This window comes from Micromonospora maris AB-18-032 (genome assembly GCF_000204155.1).
Taxonomy (GTDB): domain Bacteria; phylum Actinomycetota; class Actinomycetes; order Mycobacteriales; family Micromonosporaceae; genus Micromonospora; species Micromonospora gifhornensis.
In genome coordinates this window covers 979544-999682 of sequence record NC_015434.1, presented here as the reverse complement: position 1 = coordinate 999682, position 20139 = coordinate 979544, and the positions used below count along the sequence as shown (strand labels likewise).

Genomic DNA, 20139 nt, shown 5'->3' with positions numbered 1-20139 from the left:
TCAGATCCCCTGCCGCCCGGCGGCGTAGCTGGGCAGTGCCCCGCTGGCCGGTGCCGGGGTCTGGTCGAGGACCTCACCGACCACGAAGGACGGATCGACCCGACGCAGCCACATCTCCGGTCGCAGGGTGATCCGGTGGGCCAGGGCCGGCACCGCCACCTCCTTGACGTCCTCCGGTACCACGAAGTCCCGCCCGGAGAGCACCGCCCGTACCCGGGCCAGCAGCAGCAACGCCAACGAGCCACGCGGCGAGGCGCCGACCAGCACCGAGGGATGTTCGCGGGTGGCCGCGGTCAAGGCCACCATGTAGCGGCCCACCGAATCCTCCACCGTGACGTCCTCCAACGCGGCCTGCATGGCCCGCAGGGTCGCCGCATCGACCACCGGCTTGATGTCGGCCTCCTCGCGGCGGCGGGCCATCCGGCGGCGCAACACCTCCCACTCCTCGTCCTGCGGCGGATAGCCGAAGGACACCCGCAGCAGGAACCGGTCCAGCTGCGCCTCCGGAAGCGGATAGGTGCCCTCGTACTCGATGGGGTTCGCGGTGGCCAGCACGTGGAAGGGCTCGTCGAGCCGGTAGGTCACGCCTTCCACCGAGACCTGCTTCTCCTGCATCGCCTCCAGCAGGGCCGACTGGGTCTTCGGCGGCGTCCGGTTGATCTCGTCGGCCAGCAGCAGGTTGGTGAAGACCGGCCCGGCCCGGAAGGTGAAGTCCCCGCTGCGCTGGTCGTACAGGAAGGAGCCGGTGACATCGGCCGGCAACAGATCCGGGGTGAACTGCAGGCGCCGGAAGTCCAACCCGAGCGCCTGGGCGAAGCACCGGGCGGTGAGGGTCTTGCCCAGGCCGGGCAGGTCCTCCAGCAGCACGTGGCCACCGGCGAGGATGCCGGCGAGCACCAGTTCCAGGGCGTCCCGCTTGCCGACCACGACCTGGCCCACCGCGTCCAGTACCGCCCGGGCGAGGTGACCGACCTCGGTGGGGGGCATGGTCCGGGCGGTGTCGTTCATCAGATCTTCTCCAGTTCGGCGACGATCACCGCGAGGTCGCGCGGTGAGGGGGTACGACGAGGCGGGGTTTCCAGGAACATCCACAGGCGGTCACCCAGCAGAACACGAGCCCGGGTCGGGTCCGACTCACGGGTCACGCCGTGCTTGAGGCGGAGCCGCTCGTCGGCCAGTTCCGCCAGCCGAGGCAGGACCACCTCGCCGAACCGCTCCGGGCGGGACTTCGACCACTCCAGCGGCACTTCCCAACGCTTGACCGCGGTACGCAACGCGTCCCGGGCATCCCAGTTGTACATGCCGTCCTCCTCGCCACCGGCACCTGAGGTGGACCGCGTGGGCCTCGACGGCGGGGCCAGCAGGACGACGATGCGACGCACCAGCAGCAGGGTGACCACCGCAGCCACCAGCACCAGCAACGACACCCGCAGGCCGACAGCGCGGAGCCCGGCGACGAGCACCACAGTGCTGGCGGCGGCGACACCGAGGAAGGTGGCGACCGACCGTAACCACCCGGCCGGGCGCTGCTCGGGCTGGACCGGCCGGTCCTCGGAGAAGCTGAGCAGGTCGTCGATGCTGGTGCTGCTCACGTCGTCACCTGCTCGACCGTGGCGGCGAGTTCACCGCGCAACCGGCGCAGGGCGGCCCGCGCCTGGTCGCGGGTGTGTTCGTCGACCGGCCGGGTGGCGTAGCGGGCCTCCCGGTAGACGTTCGCGAACTCGGCAAGCACATCGGCGCTGACGATGGCCGGCACACCGGCGGAGGGGTCGCCGCGCAGCAGCCGGGTGACCAGGTCGGTCGGGGTGTCGCCGGTCAGCCGGGGCACCCCGGCCGCGGCGGCGGCCTCTTCGAGGCGTACCCAGCAGGCGATCACCGCGGTCCGGGGGTCGGTGGAGCGGTCGTCCAGTTCGACCAGACCGGCGTCGACCGCGGCGACGACCTCCCGGGCGGTGCCTTCGGCGTTGCGTCGGGTGACGCCGACCGGCAGCCGCCGGGTGACCCGCCGGGCCACCGACCGCATCACGCTCCACCCCAGATAGCTGAGGGCGGCCAGCAGCGCCATCCCGAGCAGCACCACGGCCACCGTGCCGAGCCAGGCGGGGAGAGCCGTGCTGGCCTGCTCGGCGGCTTGCCGCGGCTCGGCCGGGATGGAGGGTCTGGGGTCGCCGGTCGGGTATTCCAGCACGAAGGGAGCGTCCTGCACGGCGGGCGGGATCCGGCTGGCCCCGATGGAGGAATGGGTGGCGGCCAACGCCACGGCAGCCAGCAACGCGGCCACCACCGCGACCGACCACCACCTGCGGACGAAGTCCATTCGGTCTGCCTCCGGGGCACCGGGGCGTACGCCGGGCAGGTCAGGGGTCCTGTCCGTCATCGCCACCACCCCGCAGCCTCAGTCCACCCCGGCCAACCGTTTCGCCTCGGTGAACACGTCGTCCAGCATCCCTGGTGTCAGTCGTCCCGTGAAGGTGTTCTGCTGGCTGACGTGGTAACAGCCGAGCAGTTCCGGTACGGCCGTGCCGGACCAGTGTGCCCCATGGCCGAACGACGGTCGCGGGCTGGGCGCGGCGACGCCATAGACGTCCCGCGACACCGGCCACCACGCGGCCCAGGCGAAGGCACCCAGGGCGACCACCACCCGCAGCGTCGGTCGGATCAGAGCGACCTCTCGATGCAGCCAGGGCGCGCAGGTGTCCCGCTCGACGGGGGTGGGCTTGTTGTCCGGTGGGGCGCAGCGGACGGCGGCGAAGATCCGGGTGTGCCGCAGGGTCAGCCCGTCGTCGGCGGCCACGCTTGTCGGCTGGTTGGCCAGCCCGGCGCGGTGCAGGGCGGCGAAGAGGACGTCGCCGGAACGGTCACCGGTGAAGATCCGCCCGGTGCGGTTGCCGCCGTGCGCCGCCGGGGCCAGCCCGAGAATGCCGATCCGCGCCGCCGGGTCGCCGAAGCCGGGCACCGGCCGGCCCCAGTACTCCTGGTCCCGGAAGGCGGCCCGCTTGGTGCGCGCCACCTCCTCCCGCCACTGGACCAACCTCGGGCAGGCGAAACAGTCGCTCACCGCTGCGTCGAGGTCGGCCAGGTCGGTCGCCCGCGCGGCGCGGGCGACCACCTCGGCGGGGGTACGCGACTCAGCCAAGCTTCGCCCGGAAGAGTTCGAGGCTGCGGGCCCAGGCGCTGGTGGCGGCGCGCTGGTCGAAGTGCTCCGGCCGGTCCTCGTTGAAGAAGGCGTGCGCGGTGCCCGGGTAGTCGTGCAGGTGGCAGGTGCCACCGGCGTTCTCGATGGCCCGGCGTACGGTCTGCACGCCCGGGTCGGCCGAGGTGCCGTCCGCCTCGGAGCAGTGCACGAGGGCGTCCTTCCCGGCGTACTCCGTCCACTCCGACCGCATGCCCTCCCAGGGCAGGCGGGGGTAGAACGCGGTGGTGGCGACGATCCGCTCGGAGAAGTTCCCGGCCCACAGGGCCAGGCTGGCCCCGGCGCAGAACCCGGCACAGCCGATCTTGCCGGTGACCTCGTGTCGGCCGGCGAGGTACTCGGCGGCCGCGGCGATCTCCCGCGCCGCCTCGTCCATCTGCGGCCCGTTCAACATCTGCTGCGGCTCGCTCGGTTTGCCGGCCGGCTCACCGTGCCGGAAGTCCGGGGCGAGGGCGACGAAGCCCGCCTCGGCGAACCGGTCCACCACCGACCGGATGTGCGGCGCGAGCCCCCACCAGTCCTGGATGACGATCACCGCGGGACTTGCCGTACCGGTGGCCGGTATCGCGAGGTATCCCTCACCCGTACCGCCACCGCCACGGTAGGTCACCATTTCGCCCATCGGCCCGTCCTCCTAGCGGTCAGTCATCGTTGGCTGGTCGCCCAGTGGTCCTACGTGCCGGTAGCCTGCCACGCGGTGACCTCCCGCCGGAAGATGCCGAAACAGTGGCATTCACCTCCTGTTCGCATCCGTGCTGGCCGCTGCGGAAGACGTCTCAATCGGCGAGATTCCAGGAAATACCGTCCGGCATCTGCGACAGCGTTTCTGTCGAAGGCTCAGACATAGAGCTTGCGGAGCTCGCGGGCGATGTCCGAAACCTCGGTCAGGGTGCCGCTGGCCACCGACATCACGAGAGCCTCGGCCTGATCAACGTCGACATCCTGGATCGGCACCTCGTTGAGGGCCAGAAACACCCGCGCCGCCGCCCAGGCGAGACGCTTGTTCCCGTCTATCAGCGCGTGGTTCATGCAGACCGAGTGCAGCAGCGCGGCGGTCTTGGCCCAGAGGTCGGGATAAGCCTCCTGGCCGAACGCCACGGTGGCCGGGCGGACCACCGCCGAAGAGAGCAGACCGAAATCACGGACCTGCGGCGTCTCACCCAACACGATCGAGGCGATCTCCACGAGGTCGTCGACCTCGAGATAGTTGATCACTCCGCCAACCGCCGCAGCAGCTCGGCGTCACGCTCGGCAACCTCCCGCGCAAGATCCCGCACGCGGGCACGATGATTGCGCGCCGAGACGTACTCCTCGACGGCCACAACGATGGTGGCGTTCATCGACCGGTGCTCCTGCTCGGCAAGCTGCTTGAGCCGTTCGTGCAGTCCGTCAGGGAGATTGACCGTGGTGACCATATGGAAATCATACCGGCCACACGCAGGGGAAGCACCTATCTCGAGGTCGCCGCCAGGCTCCAGGCGATGCCGTCGAGGATGTCGTGCTCGGAGGCGACCACCGAATCCATGCCGGCCCGCTCCATGATCACGCGGAGGACGAGGGCCCCGGCACCGATCACGTCGGCCCGACCGGGGTGCATCACCGGGATGGCCAGCCGCTGCTCACGGGTCAGGGTCAGCAGCCGCGCGGTCACCTCGGCCACCCGGTCGTACGACACGCGGGCGTGGTGGATGCGGGTCGGGTCGTACTCGGTGAGTTCCTGGGCGATCGCGACCACGGTGGTGACCGAACCGGCGAGCCCGACCAGGGTGGCCGCCTCGCGTCCCGGCACGGCGGTCAGCGCCCGGTCCACCGCGACCGCGACGTCCGCCTGCGCGGCGGCGACCTCGTCGAGGCTGGGCGGGTCGCCGTGCAGGTGCCGCTCGGTCATCCGGACGCAGCCAATGTCCATCGAGATCGCGGCGTGCACGCCCGCGTCGCGGCTGCCGACGACGAACTCCGTCGAACCGCCACCGATGTCCACCACCAGGTACGGCGACTGCGCGTCGGCGGGCAGCCCCCGCACCGCGCCGGTGAAGGAGAGCCGGGCCTCCTCGTCGCCGCTTACCACCTCGGGCGGTACGCCGAGGGTCTGCTCCACCATGGCCCGGAAGTCGGCGGCGTTCTCCGCGTCCCGGGTGGCCGAGGTGGCGCACATCCGCACCCGCTCGGCGCCCAGCTTCGCGATGTCGGCGGCGTAGTCGGTCAACGCGACCCGGGTCCGCTCGATCGCCTCCGGCGCCAGCCGGCCGGTCGCGTCGACCCCCTGACCGAGCCGCACGATCTCCATTCGCCGGGTCAGGTCGACCAGGGGTGCGGTCGAGCCCGCCGACGGGTCGGGCAGGTCGGCGACCAGCAACCGGATGGAATTGGTTCCGCAGTCGATGGCGGCCACACGCGTCGTCACGTCGGTCACCCTATATAGCCCCGCAGCGCCGCGAACGCCTACTCGCCGTCGCCGTCCTGCCGGGCGTTCCGCCCCCGTCCCGCCCAACCGACGAACCGGTCGAACAACGCCGTCGGCTCGGGTCCGTCATGTGGGTTGAGGTGGTAGAGATCGCGCATGGCCTCGTACATCAGGCCGGCGAGGTAGATCGTCAGGCCGACGGCGTTGCGGTCGAACTCGGCGCGGAGCAGGAGCCGCGCCTCGGCGCAGGGCCAGGGCTGCCCGTCGACCCGACAGCACCACATCGGCCGCAGCGGGGTGTGTGGGGCGTTCACCCCGCTGGCGTACGGGCGCACAGGGTGCGGACCCCGGCCCGGCACGAGTTGAGTGGTGATCATCGTTGCCCGCCGTCCGCCCGCCACTGCTGGCCGGGGGTGAGCCAGCCGGGGCGGCCGGGGCGTTGCAGCGGCAGCGGCTGGGTGGGCTCGCGCAGCCATTCGGGCAGGTGGGTGCCGCGTCGGCGACGTGGCAGGACGGCGAGGGCCACCGTCGGGCAAAGAAACGGTCGGGTACGCACATCGGCCTCCGGCACATCGGTGATCGGGATAGGGGCCACCCCCGGTACGGGGGAAGTCCAGGGGCGGCCCCGACACGAAATCCACCCCGTCCCTTCTTGGATAGGAGCGAATCCGTATGTGTGGGAGTCTGCATAGGACCGCAGGGACATCGATAGGTGCTCGCGGCATCTGCGCAGGTGGAAGCGGCTACAGAGCCGGTTTGACGAGACGTCGAGCGGAATTGGGCAGAGGTGAGGAATCGATGGGCAACGCGATCGACTACGTACGTGAGGAACTGCGGCTGCTCCGGGCTCACCTCGGGTTGAGTCAGGACGATTTCGGCCGTGCCATCGGCTATTCCGGCTCGCACGTCAGCTCGGTCGAGACCGGCGGCCGACCGCCCACGAAGGACTACATGCTGGCCGTCGACCGCGCCCACGACCCGACCTTCGACGCGGAGGCGGCGGAAGGGCGGTTCGGTCGAATGCTGCGGGAGTTGTCGAAGCTGGAGCAGACCCCGTCGTGGCTGCGGGAGTGGATCGAGCTGGAACGCGAGGCGGCGCTGCTGCGGTGGTACGAGCCGGCGTACCTGCCCGGCGTCTTCCAGACCGAGGCATATGCCCGCGCGACCATGAGCGACGGCCTGCTCCTACCCGACCAGGTCGACCAGCGGGTCGCGTCCCGGCTGGACCGCCAGGCGATCCTCACCCGGGACGTGCCGGTGCCGGTGGTGGCGGTACTCGACGCGATGGTGCTCCGACGGGGCATCAACGGGCGTACCGACATCATGCGGGAGCAGCTCGAACAGTTGGTCAAGATCACCGAGCTGCCGCACGTGCAGATCCTCGTGGTGCCGGAGGAGACCGGGCTCTACTCTGGGTTGCAGGGAGGGTTCATCCTCGCCACGCTGAGCGACGGCTCAGAGGTGGCCCACCTCGACCACCAGGTCCGGGCGCAGATCGTCAACCACACCGACGACCTGGCCGCCCTGCAACGGACCTGGGAGGCGGTCCGGGGTGAGGCGCTCCCCCGCAGGCAGTCCCTCCAGCTAATCAAGGAAGCGGCGCAGACATGGACATGACAGATGCCAGGTGGCGCAAGTCGAGCTACTCCGGCAGCAACGGCGGGTCGTGCGTGGAGGTGGCCGACAACCTGACCGGGGTCGTGCTCGTCCGCGACACGAAGGACCGAGACGGCGGCACCCTCGCCTTCACCCCCACCGCCTGGGCGAGCTTCGTCACCCTGGCGAAGACGGTCAGCCCAACCGCCTGACCGCCGCCTGACGCCGAAGCCCCCACCGGGGCTTCGGCGTATGCCGGCTGGCCCAGCAGTCAGAGCCGCAGCAGCATCCGGGTGTTGCCCAGGGTGTTCGGCTTGACCCGCTCCAGGTCGAGGAACTCGGCGACACCCTCGTCGTAGGAGCGCAGCAGCTGCTCGTAGACCGCGTGCGGGACCGGCGCACCGTCGATCTCGGTGAAGCCGAACGAGGCGAAGAAGCTGGTCTCGAAGGTCAGTACGAAGATCCGGGCCACGCCCAGCTCGCGGGCCGCGTCGATCAGCTCGGCGACGATCCGGTGCCCGATCCGCCGTCCCCGGCAGGACGGGTCGACGGCGACGGTACGGATCTCGGCCAGGTCCTCCCACATCACGTGCAGCGCGCCGCAGCCCACCACCCGGCCGTCGCCGACCCGGGTGGCCACCCGGAACTCCTGCACGTCCTCGTAGAGGGTCACGGTGGCCTTGCTGAGCAGCCGTCGGTCGTCGGTGTAGGTGTCCACCAGCCGCCGGATGGCCCGCACGTCGGCGGTGCGGGCCCGCCGGATCACGATGTCGTCGGGCACCGCCTGCGTCGCCTCGGCGGTCACTCGCTCTCCGGCACGTCGACGCAGCGCCCGGCCGTCCACCAGGGCTCGACCAGGTCGAGGGTCTCGTCACCGAACGGGTTGACTCCGGGCCCGGCGCCGAGCGCGTGACCGAGGTGCACGTGCAGGCACTTCACCCGGCCCGGCATGCCGCCGGCCGAGATGCCGGCGATCTCCGGCACCTCGGCGATGGCGTCCCGGCGGGCCAGGTAGTCCTCGTGCGCGGCGCGGTAGCGGGCGGCCAGTTCCGGGTCGGTGGCCAGCCGGTCCGCCATCTCCCGCATCAGCCCGGCCGACTCCAGTCGGCTGCACGCGGCGGTCGCCCGAGGGCAGGTCAGGTAGTACAGCGTCGGGAACGGGGTGCCGTCGGCCAGCCGGGGGGTCGTCTCCACCACGTCGGGCAGGCCGCAGGGGCAGCGGTGGGCCACCGCACGGGTCCCCCGGGGCGGGCGGCCGAGCTGCGCGGCCACCGCGGCCAGGTCGGCGTCGGTGGCCGGCTCACGCTCGGGCGGGGGTACGGAAGCCGCCGCCGGCTCCGGCGGTGGTACGACAGTCACGGTGCCATCTCTCGTTCGGTGCTCATTCGTCCAGCTGCGGGGCGGTCTCGGCGTCGGTCTGCGCGGCGTCCGCGGCCCGCACACTCGACCAGAGGGTCTCGTACCAGGCGTCCGGTTCGACCGGTGCCGTCGGTTGCCCGCTCTCGCCCGCGTCCCGGGCCGCCCCGGCCGGATCCTCCAGCAGGATCACCATCTTCTCGCCGGGCCGACGCATGAAGAACCGCTCCCGGGCCTTCGTCTCGATGTACGCATCGTCCTGCCACTTCTCGGCCTGGCTGGTCAGCTCGGCGATCAACTCGCGCTGGGCCGCCTGCGCGGCCTCCATCCGTTCGATGTCGGCCTGCTGATCCAGGTAGACCCGGACCGGATAGGTGTAGGCCAACGCCAACGCGATCAACACCGCGATGAGGACGGTGGCGCGTCCGGTGAGACCTCGGGGTCGGGGGGCGGCCATCCGGGTCACCCCGCCGGCCGCCGCCCGCCTGGCGGCAGGCCGTTTGGCGGAGCGTACGCCCTCGGCACCGCGAGCGGCCGACGGCGCGCGACCGGCGGCCCGCGACTGCGCGCGCACCCCGCCGTCGCGAACCGTGCCCCGGCCGGTGCCGGGGCGAGCCGGCCGGCGGGCCGGTCGCTGACCACCCGGCGTGCGGCGCTGGTGCATCACACCCCTCCCCCGAGGTCTCGCATCGGCTCAGGCGGAACGGTAGCGCGGGAAAGCGCCCGCGCCGGCGTACCGCGCCGCGTCGGCCAGCTCCTCCTCGATCCGCAGCAGCTGGTTGTACTTCGCCACCCGGTCCGAGCGGGCCGGGGCACCGGTCTTGATCTGGCCGCAGCCGGTGGCCACCGCGAGGTCGGCGATGGTGGTGTCCTCGGTCTCGCCGGAACGATGGCTCATCATGCACTTGAAGCCGGCCCGGTGGGCCAGGTCGACCGCGTCCAGCGTCTCGGTCAGCGAGCCAATCTGGTTGACCTTCACCAGGACGGCGTTCGCGGCCTTCTCGGCGATGCCCCGGGCGATGCGCTGCGGGTTGGTGACGAACAGGTCGTCGCCGACGATCTGGATCCGGTCGCCGACCGCGGCGGTAAGCGTCTGCCAGCCGGTCCAGTCGTCCTCGGCCAGCGGGTCCTCGATCGACACGATCGGGTACGCGTCGGCGAGCTTGGTGTAGTACTCGCTCATCTCCTCGGCGGTCTTGGCGACACCCTCGAAGGTGTACGTCCCGTCGGAGAAGAACTCGGTGGCCGCCACGTCGAGGGCGAAGACGATGTCGGTGCCGAGCCGGTAGCCGGCCTTCTCCACCGCCTCGGCGATCAGGTCCAGCGCGGCGGCGTTGGTGGGCAGGTTCGGGGCGAAGCCGCCCTCGTCACCGAGCCCGGTCGACAGGTCCTTCTTCTTCAGCACCGACTTCAGCGCGTGGTAGACCTCGGCACCGGAACGCAGCGCCTCCCGGAAGCTCGGCGCGCCGATCGGCGCGATCATGAACTCCTGGATGTCGACGTTGCTGTCGGCGTGCGCCCCACCGTTGAGGATGTTCATCATCGGCACCGGCAGCAGGTGCGCGTTCGGCCCACCGAGGTAGCGGAACAGGCTCAGCTCGGCGCTGCCGGCCGCGGCCTTGGCCACCGCCAGCGAGACCCCGAGGATGGCGTTGGCGCCCAGCTCGGCCTTGTTGTCGGTGCCGTCGATGTCGAGCATCTTCTGGTCGATGACCCGCTGCTCGCTGGCCTCGTAGCCGATCAGCTGGTCGACGATCCGGTCCTCGATGTTGGCGACCGCCTTCTCCACTCCCTTGCCCAGGTAGCGGCCCTTGTCACCGTCGCGCAGCTCGATCGCCTCGAAGGCGCCGGTCGAGGCGCCGGAAGGCACGGCCGCCCGGGAGATCGTCCCGTCGTCGAGCCCGACCTCGACCTCGACGGTCGGGTTACCCCGCGAGTCCAGGATCTCCCGAGCCTCGATTACCTCGATGGTTGCCACTGAGTCGCTCCTCTTGTGTGGTCTCGTCCGGTATCGGCCGCGACGGTGCGGCTGAGGCAGGTGTTGAACGCAGCGTATCGGTCCCCGCCTGCCCACACCGCGACCGGGCCGCACTGGTCCGTAGGGACGGGTCGGACATTCCCGGATTCTCGTGCGTCAACCGACAACGGGTTTGCACGAGCGGGATCCGATCGATCAGGCTGGTCACCATGCCCGCCCCCTCGGCCACCCTTCGTGCGCTGACCGCGTCAGCCGTCATGTTGCTCACCGTCACCGGCTGTCAGGCCCTGGACGACGCCGGGCGGGCCATGGGGCGGACCGACATCGTCAACGATCTGGCCGCCCGGATGGATCGGGCGCTGGAACTGACCTACTCGGCGGAGTACCAGCTCGGCGGAGGACAGACCGCCCTCATCGCCCAGGACCCGGCCCGGTCGGCGTACGAGTGGCCGGGTGGGAAGTTGACGGTCACCGCCGAGGCGACCGCCCGCTGCGACACCGAGGGCAAACGTACGGTCTGCACCCTGCACGCCCCGCCCGCCGCGGACAGCAACCCCTCGACGGTCGTCTACGCCGCCGCCGAGCGGGAAGGTCTGGTCACCCCGCCGATGGTGATGGGGCTGCTGACCGCCGCCGGCCTCGACCCGGGCGCGGTGATCACCCAGAGCGGCACCACCGTCGCCGGTCTCCTCGCCACCTGCGTCGAGGTGCAGCAGGCCGTCGAGAACTTCTCCGCCTGCGTGACCGGTGAGGGGGCGCTGGGCAGCTTCACCGGTCGGGTCGACGGCGAGCCGGTGGAGCTGGCGCTGAGCCGATTCCAGGAGCAGGTCGACGGGGCGACCTTCGAGCTGCCGCAGGGCGCCGGGATCGTGGACCGCCGTCGGGCCGGTTCCTGATCCTCACCACCCCAGCAGGGTGCGCAGGTGGCGCGGCGGTGGGCAGTTGTGCGCCAACATCGCGTCGTGCCAGTCGCGGATCGACACCTCGGCCGGGCGGTCTGCGGCGATCTCCGCCACCTCGCTGTAGCCGACGAAGTAGGTGGACAGCTGGGTGGAGGTGAGCAGGGCACGTCGCCACTTGCCCGCCGCCTCGCCCTCCTCCTGGAATCCGCGTCCGGTCAGCAGCGCCATCGCCTCGGCCTCGGGCAGCTCCTCGGCGTGCACCAACTGATCGAGCAGCGCGTTGAGGGTCATCCGCAGCTGCATCTTGAGCTGCTGCAGACGCACCGGCAGGCCACCGAAGCCGTGCTCGGCCATCACCTGCTCGGCGTAGACCGCCCAGCCCTCCACGAACGGACCGGAACGGGTGAGCGCCCGGACCCGGGTGGAGCCGACGTGACGGCGGGCGTGGGCGAGCTGGAGGAAGTGTCCCGGCATCGCCTCGTGCACGGTCAGGTTGCGGATCATGTGGTCGTTGTACTCGCGGTAGAACGAGTCCACCCGGTGCGCCGGCCAGTCCGCCGGGGTGGGCGCGATGCAGTAGAACGTGGGCACCTCGGCCGTCTCCAGCGCACCGGGCGCGTCGCAGTAGGCCACCGCCACGCCCCGGGCGAACTCCGGCATCACCTGGATCACACACCTGTCGTCCGGCACCGTCACCAGGTCGTGGGCGCGGACGAAGTCACTCGCCTCGTCCATGGTGATCGAGGCCAGGTCGACGATGGTGTGGTCGTCCGGGTGCTCGGCGGCGAGCAGGTCCAGGGCTCGGCGTACCGTCTCGTCGTCGGCCGGGCCGCCGACCAGCTCGACCGCCGCCGCGCGGATCTCCTCGCCGACCCGGTCCAGGTTCGCCCAGGCCCGGCGCTGGATCTCGGCGGCGCTCAGCTCGGTGTCGAGGGCGTACCACAGCCGCGCCTCCCACCGGCGTCGGCCCAGTCGCGGGTCACGGCCGGGCCCCGTGTCGGCGGCCAGGCCGGCGCGCAGCCAGGCGACGAACTCCTCCAGCGCGGCGATCGCGCCGGTGGCCGCCGGTTCGACCTGGTCCAGCAACGCCGGTGCCTGTTCGAGCAGCGCCGGCACCTCGTCGCGGATCAGCGCGGCCGTGCCGGTGAACTGCCCAACTGCCGTCTCGGCGTGCACGCGGGGCATGTCACGCAGCGTCGCGCGCGCGGTGGCCAGCGCATCCGGTACGGCGGTCAGCCGGCCGACCAGTGCGGCCAGCCGTTGCTCGGCCGGCGCGTACGGCCTGACGAACAGCCCGTTCAGCAGTGGCCCGGGGTTGTGCACGAGCGGATTCCACTCGTGTTCGCGGATCTCGGTCAGCTCGAACAGTTGCCGGTCGACGAGCGTGGACAGCAGCGCATGATCCACCCGCTCCTCGACATCGAGGGAATCCGCATCGATCTCACACAACACGCTCGCCGCGTCAACGAGCATCGCCCGATCCCCCGCGACAGCGTCAGCACTCAGATCCGGCAACCGATCATCAAACCGATGATCCCCCGCCACCGCGGCCAACCCCGGCCGACTGACCAGCAGCGCCTCGACGATCCGCTCCGCCACCACCTCGAACCGCTCCATCCCCCGACCCTACCCACCAGGGCCGACGCCCCACCGCCAGCTTGTTGATCAACTCGACGGGGTGGGGGTGGGGAGGGTTTTTGCGTAGGTGAGGGTGGTGTGGCGGAGGGCGGATTCGGGGTTCAGGCCGGCCTGGTGGGCTTCGGCCACTGTGGAGAGGAGGGTGGCGCCCAGGGTCTGTTCGGGGGTTGGTTGGGATTCGGGGGTGGGGAGGGGGGCGGTGAGGTTGGCGCGGGTGGCGCGGTCCAGGATCTGCGTGGCCAGGGCGAGGGCGGGTTGGCTCAGGGCGATGCCGTCCAGCACCGATTTACGAGCCTTTTCGGCCTGCTTGATCCGCTCCCAGTTGGCGGTGATCTCCTCCAGGCTGCCTGCCTCGGCACCGGCGAAGACGTGCGGGTTACGGCGGATCATCTTGTCGACCAGGCCGCCGGCCACGTCGTCGATGGTCCACCGCTCGCCCTCGGGCAGTTCCTCGGCCAGCCGGGCGTGCAGCACCACCTGGAGCAGCACGTCGCCCAACTCCTCGCGGAGCGAGTCGGTGTCCGAGGCCACGATCGCGTCGTACGCCTCGTAGCACTCCTCCAGCAGGAAGCCGGCCAGGCTCTGGTGGGTCTGCGCCCGCTTCCAGGGGTCGCCGCCGGGCGAGAGCAGCCGGTCCAGCACCGCCACCGCGTCGAGCAGCCGGGCACCGGGTGGATCCCAGGAGCCGTACATCAGCTCCATCTCGGCCAGGCCCGGCTCCCGGGCCAGCCGCAGGCCGAGTTCCCGGGCCAGCGCCTCGTCACCGGCCGGGCCGGCCAACCAGACCACCGTGTCGTGGGCCACCGCGGCGTCCAGCAGCGCCGGCACCGCCGGGCCGTCCGGCACCCGCACCTGCCCGCCCGCCGACCGGATCGCCGTGGCCAGCTCGCTCTCCGCCCCGGCCAACACCACAGCCGTGCGTACGACATCCCAGGCGGCTGCCGTCAGCAGACCGGCCGGCAACCGGGGCGAGGTCACCAGCAGGACGATCCGGGGCATGCTCAGCCGTGCCCGTGACCCGCGTGGTCCCCTTCGTCCGCCTGGTCCGCCGGCTGCGGCTTCGGGGTGGAGACGTCGGTGACCGCCGTGGAGGCCGGCTCACCGAGCGGCACACCCACCGCGACGATCGGAGTCGCGCCCGAGAAGCTCAACACCGGGAACACCAGCGGACGGTAGCGGGGGTTGACCGTCACGTCGTACGCCTCGACCGCCTCGGCAAGCGAGTTGCGGTTGGCCAGCGCGTAGCGCAACTGCTCACCGTCGAGCTGGCTGGCGGCCTCCTCCACGGTCACCTCGGCCGGCACCGCGCCGGCCCGCTTGCCGGCGTTCACCAGCTCGGTCAGCTCCTGCTGGGTCGGGGCCACCGGCTCGCCGACCGGGATGCCGGACAGGCAGCTGTAGAGCTCGGCGGTGCGCCGCACGTACTCGGTCTCGGGGTTCATGCCGACGCCCTGGGCGATCTGCGCCGGGTCGACGACGTTCTGGGGCCGGTAGTTCTCGGCGGCGGAGACCCGCTCGCACACCTCGCTGAGCACCAGAACGCTCACCACCTCGCTGCGCCCGGGCAGCCGAGGCTGCTGCCCCGGCATGGCCGCGTCCTCCTCGGTCGGCGCCGGGTTCTTCGCCCGCGCGTCGTCGATGAGCGCGGTGACCGCGTCCTCGGTGACCGAGTGATCACCGATGTAGGCGGCGACACCGGGTTCGGAACGACAGCCGGAGAGGGCAACCAGGCCGACCGCCACGCTGGCGACGGCGACAAGACGGCGAGCACGCATTCCGTCACTCTCTCATGACCGGTTCCCGCCCTGGCTGGGAGGGTTCCGCCGAGCCGACTGGTGGGTCAGCGGGCTCCGGCGGTGGCGGGCTGGGCGGCGGTGGGGGCACCGAGGACGTCGGAGAGCAACTGGGCACACCAGTCCAGCAGGGCCTGGTCGCGCAGCGGCTCGCCGCCGATCCGGCGGGTCGTCGGACGCGGGACGCTCACCTGGTCCAACGCGGTCTTGTAGACCGAGTCGGGGTGGTAACGCTTGAGCCGCATCTGCTTCGAGTCGGGCAGCGGCAGCGGGCTGAAGCGCAGGTGTTTGCCCTGCACGCTGACGTCGGTCAGGCCGTAACGGCGGGCCAGCAGCCGGAACCGCGCCACCGCGATCAGGTTCTGCACCGGGGCGGGCGGTTCGCCGTACCGGTCGGTCATCTCGACGGCCACCTCGCGCAGCCGCTCCTCGTCGCGCGCCTCGGCGAGTTTGCGGTACATCTCCAGGCGGAGCCGTTCCACACCCACGTAGTCGTGCGGCAGGTGGGCGTCCACCGGCAGGTCGATCTTGACGTCGGTCTCCTCCTCGGGCTGCTCGCCCTTGAACGCCGACACCGCCTCGCCGACCATCCGGACGTACAGGTCGAAGCCGACGCCCTCGATGTGCCCGGACTGCTCACCGCCGAGCAGGTTGCCGGCGCCCCGGATCTCCAGGTCCTTCATCGCCACGTACATGCCGGCGCCCAGCTCGGTGTGCTGGGCGATGGTGGCCAGCCGCTCGTGCGCGTGCTCGGTGAGCGGCTTGTCCGGCGGGTAGAGGAAGTACGCGTACGCCCGCTCCCGACCCCGGCCCACCCGGCCCCGGATCTGGTGCAGCTGGGCCAGGCCGAGCAGGTCGGCCCGCTCCACGATCAGGGTGTTGGCGTTCGGGATGTCGATGCCGGACTCGACGATCGTGGTGCAGACCAGGACGTCGAACTCCTTCTCCCAGAAGCCGACCATGACCTTCTCCAGGGCTTCCTCGCCCATCTGGCCGTGGGCCACCGCGACCCGGGCCTCGGGCACCAGTTCCCGCAGCTTGCGGGCGGTCCGCTCGATCGACTCGACCCGGTTGTGCAGGTAGAAGACCTGGCCGTCGCGGAGCAGCTCACGGTGGATCGCGGCGGCCACCTGCCGGTCGTCGTACGCCCCGACAGCGGTGAGCACCGGATGCCGCTCCTCCGGCGGAGTGGCGATTGTCGACATCTCCCGGATGCCGGTGATCGCCATCTCCAGGGTTCGCGGGATCGGGGTGGCCGACATGCTCAACACGTCGACCGCGGCCCGCATCGACTTGAGGTGTTCCTTGTGTTCGACCCCGAAGCGCTGCTCCTCGTCGACGATGACCAGCCCCAACGACTTGAATCGGGTGGACGCCGCCAGCAGCCGGTGGGTGCCGATGACGATGTCGGCGCTGCCGTTGGCCACCATCTCCAGCGTCTGCTCGGCCTCCTTCGGCGTCTGGAACCGGGACAGCTGCCGGATGGTCACCGGGAACTGGCTCATCCGCTCGGCGAAGGTGTTGTAGTGCTGCTGCACCAGCAGGGTGGTCGGCACCAGCACTGCCACCTGCTTGCCGTCCTGCACCGCCTTGAACGCCGCGCGCACCGCGATCTCGGTCTTGCCGTAGCCGACGTCGCCGCAGATCAGCCGGTCCATCGGGACGCTCTGCTCCATGTCCCGCTTGACCTCGTCGATGGCGGCGAGCTGGTCGGGTGTCTCCTGCCAGGGGAAGGCGTCCTCCAACTCCCGCTGCCACGGCGTGTCCGGCCCGAAGTTGTGGCCCTTGGACGCCTTACGAGCGGCGTAGAGCTGGATCAGCTGGGCGGCGATCTCCTTGACCGCCTTGCGGGCCCGGGCCTTGGACTTCTGCCAGTCCGAGCCACCCATCTTGTGCAGGGTGGGCTGCTCGCCGCCGACGTACCGGCTGAGCTGGTCGAGCTGGTCGGTGGGGACGAAGAGGCGGTCGCCCGGCTGGCCGCGCTTGCTCGGGGCGTACTCGATGACCAGGTATTCGCGGGACGCGCCGTTGACCGTGCGCTGCACCAGTTCCACGTACCGGCCGATGCCGTGCTGCTCGTGCACCACGTGGTCACCCGCGCGCAGTTCCAGCGGGTCGATGGTGTTGCGCCGCCGGCTCGGCATCTTGCGCATGTCCCGGGTCGATGCGCCCCGACCACCGGTGACGTCGTTGCCGGTGAGCAGCACGAACCGGGCCGCCTCGTCGACGAAGCCACCGGTCAGGCTGCCGCAGGTGACCAGCAGCTCGCCGGCGGCGGGGGCCGCCGGCACCTGCTCGGTCAGCCGGGCACCCAGGCCGCCGTCGCGCAGCACCTCCACGGCCCGCTGGGCGGGACCGTGCCCCTCGAAGACCAGCGCGATCGACAAGCCTTCGCCGGCCCACCGCTTCAGGTCGTCGACCACCCGGGCGGTCTCACCGTGGTAGAGCGGTGCCGGCTGGGCGGCAAGCGTCACCGCGATCGCGTCGTCGGGGGTGATGTCGACCGTGTCCGGTTCGTCCTCCCACGGTTGCCGGGCAGCCGCGACACCCGGCTCGGCCAGCCCGAACGGGGACAGCGTCCACCAGGGCTGGCGCAGGGTCGCGGCGTGTGCGCGTACGTCGGCCAGGGTCCGGAAGGCGGCGGCGCCGAGGTCGATCGGGGCCTGGCCGCCGACTGCGGCCGCAGCCCAGCTGGCCGCCAGGAACTCGTCCGAGGTACGCACCAGGTCGTGCGCGCGGGTGCGGATCCGCTCCGGATCGCAGAGCAGGACGTGGGTGCCGGCGGGCATGCAGTCCAGCAGCAACTCCATCGAGTCCGCGCCGATCAGCGCCGGGGCCAGGGACTCCATCCCCTCCACCGGTACGCCGCCCGCCAGCTTGTCCAGGATCTCGGCCAGCTCCGGGTGCTGCTGCGCCAGCGCGGCGGCCCGCTCGCGGACCGCCGGGGTGAGCAGCAGTTCCCGGCAGGGCGGTGCCCAGAGCTGAGGAACCTGCTCGATGGTGCGTTGGTCGGCGACGGCGAAGGTGCGGATCTCCTCCACCTCGTCGCCCCAGAACTCGACCCGGGACGGGTGCTCGTCGGTGGGCGGGAAGACGTCCAGGATGCCGCCGCGCACGGCGAACTCGCCCCGCTTGGTGACCAGGTCGACCCGCGCGTACGCCATGTCGGTCAACCGGCGGGCGACCTGCTCCAGGTCGGCCTCGTCCCCGGCGGACAGCCGCACCGGCTCCAGGTCACCGAGCCCCTTGAGCTGCGGTTGCAGCAGCGACCGCACCGGCGCTACGACCACCCGCAACGGCCCGGTGCGCCCGTGCGCGTCGGTGGCGTCCGGATGCGCGAGCCGGCGCAGCACCGCCAGCCGCCGGCCCACGGTGTCCGAGCGCGGCGAGAGCCGCTCGTGCGGCAGCGTCTCCCAGCTCGGGAAGATCGCCACCTGCTCGGCCGGCAGCAGCGAGCCCAACGCGGCGACCAGATCCTCGGCCTCGCGACTGGTCGCCGTCACCGCCAGCACCGGCCGCCCCGCACCGCCGCCCTGCTTGCCACCGCCCTGCTTGTCGCCGCCCTGCTTGTCGGTTCTGGTGGTGGGGTCGGCCGCGACGGCGGCTACCGCGAACGGGCGCAGGGCCGGCGGGGCGGTCAGGTCGAGCCCGTCGACCTGGGCCGCACCGGAGCGCGCCAGGTCACGGACCCGCGCCAGACCCGGGTCGGCAAGGGCGGCGGCGAACAGTCCGGTGAGCGCAGTCATGATCACTTCCGAGACGCGAGGACACGACGAGCACCCCGCGTCCGACCGGACGGGGGGTCATACCGGTCGACACTATCTCTCCGGGCCGACGATCCCGCGCCGTCCACGGCTGTTGCCGTGCTCCGGCTCACCCACGCGCACCGGTGAACATTGACGCTGCCGCCTGCCTGTGATCGGCTTCCCACGCTGGATGTCCGTATCCGTCTGACACCGGAGTACCGTGACCAACCCGCCACCCGGCTATCCACCGCAACCGCCGTACGGCGGCCAGCCGCCAGCCGCACCCCGAGCGCCGTACCACAGGGGCTCTCTTGATCGACTCCGTTACGCCGAAACGGCGGCTCCCCACCGCTGCGTACCCCGCCGTTTCGGCGAAACGGCGGGCCTCCCGGCCTTTTCAGTAGCGGACGGAGATGCGGCGGGCGAGGGGGTCGACGCGGGCCAGGCCGCCGTAGGGGATGATCAACTGGGGGTCGGTGTGGCCGAAGTCCACGTCGAAGACCAGCACCGCGTCCGGGGCGTACTCGGCGAAGGCCCGGCTGACCGCGGCCCGCTGCTGCTGGGCGTACGCCGCCTTCTCGGGCGGGGTGAGCCGGCGGCCGAACTCCCACGCCTTGGCGCGGCCGATCAGCGCAGCGGGGAAGCCGGCGAGCAGGCCACGCTCGCCGAGGTTGCGCAGCATCCGGTAGACCTCGACGGCCGGCGGCAACTCCTCGGAGGTCTCGATCAGCAGGACCGAGCCGTGCAGCGACTCCGCCGGGGCGACCCGGTCGGCGGCGAGCAGCCAGTGCAGCACCTCCAGGTTGCCGCCCCAGGTGCGTCCCTCGACCACCCTCGCCGGGCCCTGCCAGTGCCAACCGGTGCCGGGGAACATCACCGGCTCGTCCGCCAGGCAGTCGGGGTCGTTCCAGTCGTTCGGCTCGTCGCCCCACTGCGGAGCCGGTGACAGGTCGTACCAGTCGGAGCCGAACAGGGCCGCGCGCAGCGAGTCGGCGGTGAGCGGGTGCAGGGTGCCGGGCCGCCCGAGGTGCACCAGCACCGAGCCGCCGTGGTAGCTCACCATCCCCAGCCGGTGCAGGTGGTTGAGCACGTTCGTGTTGTCCGAGTACCCGAAGTAGGGCTTCGGGTTGGCCTGCAGCACCTCGTCGTCCAGGTACGGGGTGACGGTGATCAGGTCGTCGCCACCGACAGTGGCCAGGACGGCGGTGATGCTCGGGTCGGCGAAGGCGGCGGTCAGGTCGCGGGCGCGCTCACGCGGGTCGGCGCCCATGATCCGGGTGGTCGGGTACTCCACCGGTTGCAGGCCGAACTCCTCGCGCAGCCGACGCAACCCCAACTCGTACACGTGGGGGAAGATGGCCGGCAGACCGGCCGAGGGTGAGACGACCGCGACGCGGTCGCCGGGCCGGGGTTTGGGCGGGTAGATCAACGCTGCCACGCCCCGACGGTACCGACGTGGGATTGATCACCGCAGCTCGGTTTCGGCGGCCCGCACACCGGCACCCGCTCGGGGCGGCCCTACCCGCCCCGACC

General features: G+C 71.4%; 22 protein-coding genes. 3 read left to right on the top strand and 19 right to left on the bottom strand.

Annotated features, from left to right (window positions below; all coding sequences use genetic code 11):
* From VAB18032_RS04695 to VAB18032_RS31495, 10 genes are all read right to left on the bottom strand, one after another.
* Positions 1-1008, bottom strand: a complete 1008-nt coding sequence (locus VAB18032_RS04695; RefSeq protein WP_013731638.1) for an AAA family ATPase — start codon at positions 1006-1008, stop codon at positions 1-3.
* Positions 1008-1592 (bottom strand): hypothetical protein, encoded by a 585-nt coding sequence (locus VAB18032_RS04690; protein WP_013731637.1) that lies wholly within the window; start codon positions 1590-1592, stop codon positions 1008-1010. The genes VAB18032_RS04695 and VAB18032_RS04690 overlap by 1 nt, the downstream gene beginning before the upstream one ends.
* Positions 1589-2377, bottom strand: coding sequence for a DUF4129 domain-containing protein (locus VAB18032_RS04685; RefSeq protein WP_043722985.1), 789 nt, complete (start codon positions 2375-2377; stop codon positions 1589-1591). The genes VAB18032_RS04690 and VAB18032_RS04685 overlap by 4 nt, the downstream gene beginning before the upstream one ends.
* A gap of 18 nt (positions 2378-2395) precedes the next feature.
* Entirely contained in the window at positions 2396-3136 is a 741-nt protein-coding gene (locus VAB18032_RS04680) for a uracil-DNA glycosylase (RefSeq protein ID WP_415877988.1), read from the bottom strand.
* The gene (locus VAB18032_RS04675; RefSeq protein ID WP_013731634.1) at positions 3129-3815 is read right to left on the bottom strand and encodes a dienelactone hydrolase family protein; all 687 of its coding nucleotides are present in this window, start codon (positions 3813-3815) and stop codon (positions 3129-3131) included. Before VAB18032_RS04675 ends, VAB18032_RS04680 begins: the two co-directional genes overlap by 8 nt.
* A gap of 215 nt (positions 3816-4030) precedes the next feature.
* Positions 4031-4408 (bottom strand): type II toxin-antitoxin system death-on-curing family toxin, encoded by a 378-nt coding sequence (locus tag VAB18032_RS04670; RefSeq protein WP_013731633.1) that lies wholly within the window; start codon positions 4406-4408, stop codon positions 4031-4033.
* Complete coding sequence (locus tag VAB18032_RS04665; protein WP_013731632.1) at positions 4405-4608, bottom strand: ribbon-helix-helix domain-containing protein; 204 nt, start codon at positions 4606-4608, stop codon at positions 4405-4407. The genes VAB18032_RS04670 and VAB18032_RS04665 overlap by 4 nt, the downstream gene beginning before the upstream one ends.
* Before the next feature lie 35 nt (positions 4609-4643).
* Positions 4644-5585, bottom strand: a complete 942-nt coding sequence (locus tag VAB18032_RS04660; RefSeq protein WP_013731631.1) for a Ppx/GppA phosphatase family protein — start codon at positions 5583-5585, stop codon at positions 4644-4646.
* 50 nt (positions 5586-5635) lie between these two features.
* A complete protein-coding gene (locus VAB18032_RS04655; RefSeq protein WP_013731630.1) occupies positions 5636-5974 on the bottom strand; it encodes a hypothetical protein in 339 nt (112 codons plus the stop codon).
* Entirely contained in the window at positions 5971-6192 is a 222-nt protein-coding gene (locus VAB18032_RS31495) for a hypothetical protein (protein WP_043719721.1), read from the bottom strand. The genes VAB18032_RS04655 and VAB18032_RS31495 overlap by 4 nt, the downstream gene beginning before the upstream one ends.
* A 203-nt stretch (positions 6193-6395) precedes the next feature.
* Here VAB18032_RS31495 and VAB18032_RS04645 point away from each other — a divergent pair, with 203 nt between their 5' ends.
* Both VAB18032_RS04645 and VAB18032_RS04640 read left to right on the top strand, forming a co-directional pair.
* On the top strand, positions 6396-7214 hold the full coding sequence (locus VAB18032_RS04645; protein ID WP_013731629.1) for a helix-turn-helix domain-containing protein: 819 nt from the start codon (positions 6396-6398) through the stop codon (positions 7212-7214).
* A complete protein-coding gene (locus VAB18032_RS04640) occupies positions 7205-7405 on the top strand; it encodes a DUF397 domain-containing protein (RefSeq protein WP_013731628.1) in 201 nt (66 codons plus the stop codon). Before VAB18032_RS04645 ends, VAB18032_RS04640 begins: the two co-directional genes overlap by 10 nt.
* Before the next feature lie 59 nt (positions 7406-7464).
* Here VAB18032_RS04640 and VAB18032_RS04635 read toward each other — a convergent pair whose 3' ends face one another.
* The 4 genes from VAB18032_RS04635 to eno are packed head-to-tail and all read right to left on the bottom strand — an operon-like array spanning position 7465 to position 10527.
* Entirely contained in the window at positions 7465-7998 is a 534-nt protein-coding gene (locus VAB18032_RS04635; RefSeq protein ID WP_013731627.1) for an amino-acid N-acetyltransferase, read from the bottom strand.
* Positions 7995-8552 (bottom strand): DUF501 domain-containing protein, encoded by a 558-nt coding sequence (locus VAB18032_RS04630; RefSeq protein WP_013731626.1) that lies wholly within the window; start codon positions 8550-8552, stop codon positions 7995-7997. Before VAB18032_RS04630 ends, VAB18032_RS04635 begins: the two co-directional genes overlap by 4 nt.
* 22 nt (positions 8553-8574) lie before the next feature.
* Entirely contained in the window at positions 8575-9213 is a 639-nt protein-coding gene (locus VAB18032_RS04625) for an FtsB family cell division protein (RefSeq protein ID WP_013731625.1), read from the bottom strand.
* A gap of 30 nt (positions 9214-9243) precedes the next feature.
* Positions 9244-10527 (bottom strand): phosphopyruvate hydratase, encoded by a 1284-nt coding sequence (gene eno / locus VAB18032_RS04620; RefSeq protein WP_013731624.1) that lies wholly within the window; start codon positions 10525-10527, stop codon positions 9244-9246.
* Between the two features lie 209 nt (positions 10528-10736).
* Between eno and VAB18032_RS04615 the strand changes: the two genes are divergently transcribed.
* Positions 10737-11423, top strand: coding sequence for a hypothetical protein (locus tag VAB18032_RS04615; RefSeq protein ID WP_013731623.1), 687 nt, complete (start codon positions 10737-10739; stop codon positions 11421-11423).
* A gap of 3 nt (positions 11424-11426) precedes the next feature.
* Here the strand turns inward: VAB18032_RS04615 and VAB18032_RS04610 are convergent, their stop codons facing one another.
* The 5 genes from VAB18032_RS04610 to VAB18032_RS04590 all read right to left on the bottom strand — a co-directional run bounded on the left by VAB18032_RS04610 (position 11427) and on the right by VAB18032_RS04590 (position 20044).
* The gene (locus VAB18032_RS04610) at positions 11427-13046 is read right to left on the bottom strand and encodes a DUF885 domain-containing protein (RefSeq protein WP_013731622.1); all 1620 of its coding nucleotides are present in this window, start codon (positions 13044-13046) and stop codon (positions 11427-11429) included.
* A gap of 48 nt (positions 13047-13094) precedes the next feature.
* Positions 13095-14066 carry a nucleoside triphosphate pyrophosphohydrolase gene (locus VAB18032_RS04605; RefSeq protein ID WP_013731621.1) on the bottom strand — a complete coding sequence of 324 codons (972 nt, stop codon included), beginning with the start codon at positions 14064-14066 and terminating at the stop codon, positions 13095-13097.
* A 2-nt stretch (positions 14067-14068) separates the two neighbouring features.
* On the bottom strand, positions 14069-14842 hold the full coding sequence (locus VAB18032_RS04600) for a hypothetical protein (RefSeq protein ID WP_013731620.1): 774 nt from the start codon (positions 14840-14842) through the stop codon (positions 14069-14071).
* Positions 14843-14907: 65 nt separating this feature from the next.
* The gene (mfd, locus tag VAB18032_RS04595; RefSeq protein WP_013731619.1) at positions 14908-18606 is read right to left on the bottom strand and encodes a transcription-repair coupling factor; all 3699 of its coding nucleotides are present in this window, start codon (positions 18604-18606) and stop codon (positions 14908-14910) included.
* 397 nt (positions 18607-19003) lie between these two features.
* The gene (locus VAB18032_RS04590; protein WP_013731618.1) at positions 19004-20044 is read right to left on the bottom strand and encodes a S66 family peptidase; all 1041 of its coding nucleotides are present in this window, start codon (positions 20042-20044) and stop codon (positions 19004-19006) included.
* Between the last annotated feature and the right edge of the window lie 95 nt (positions 20045-20139).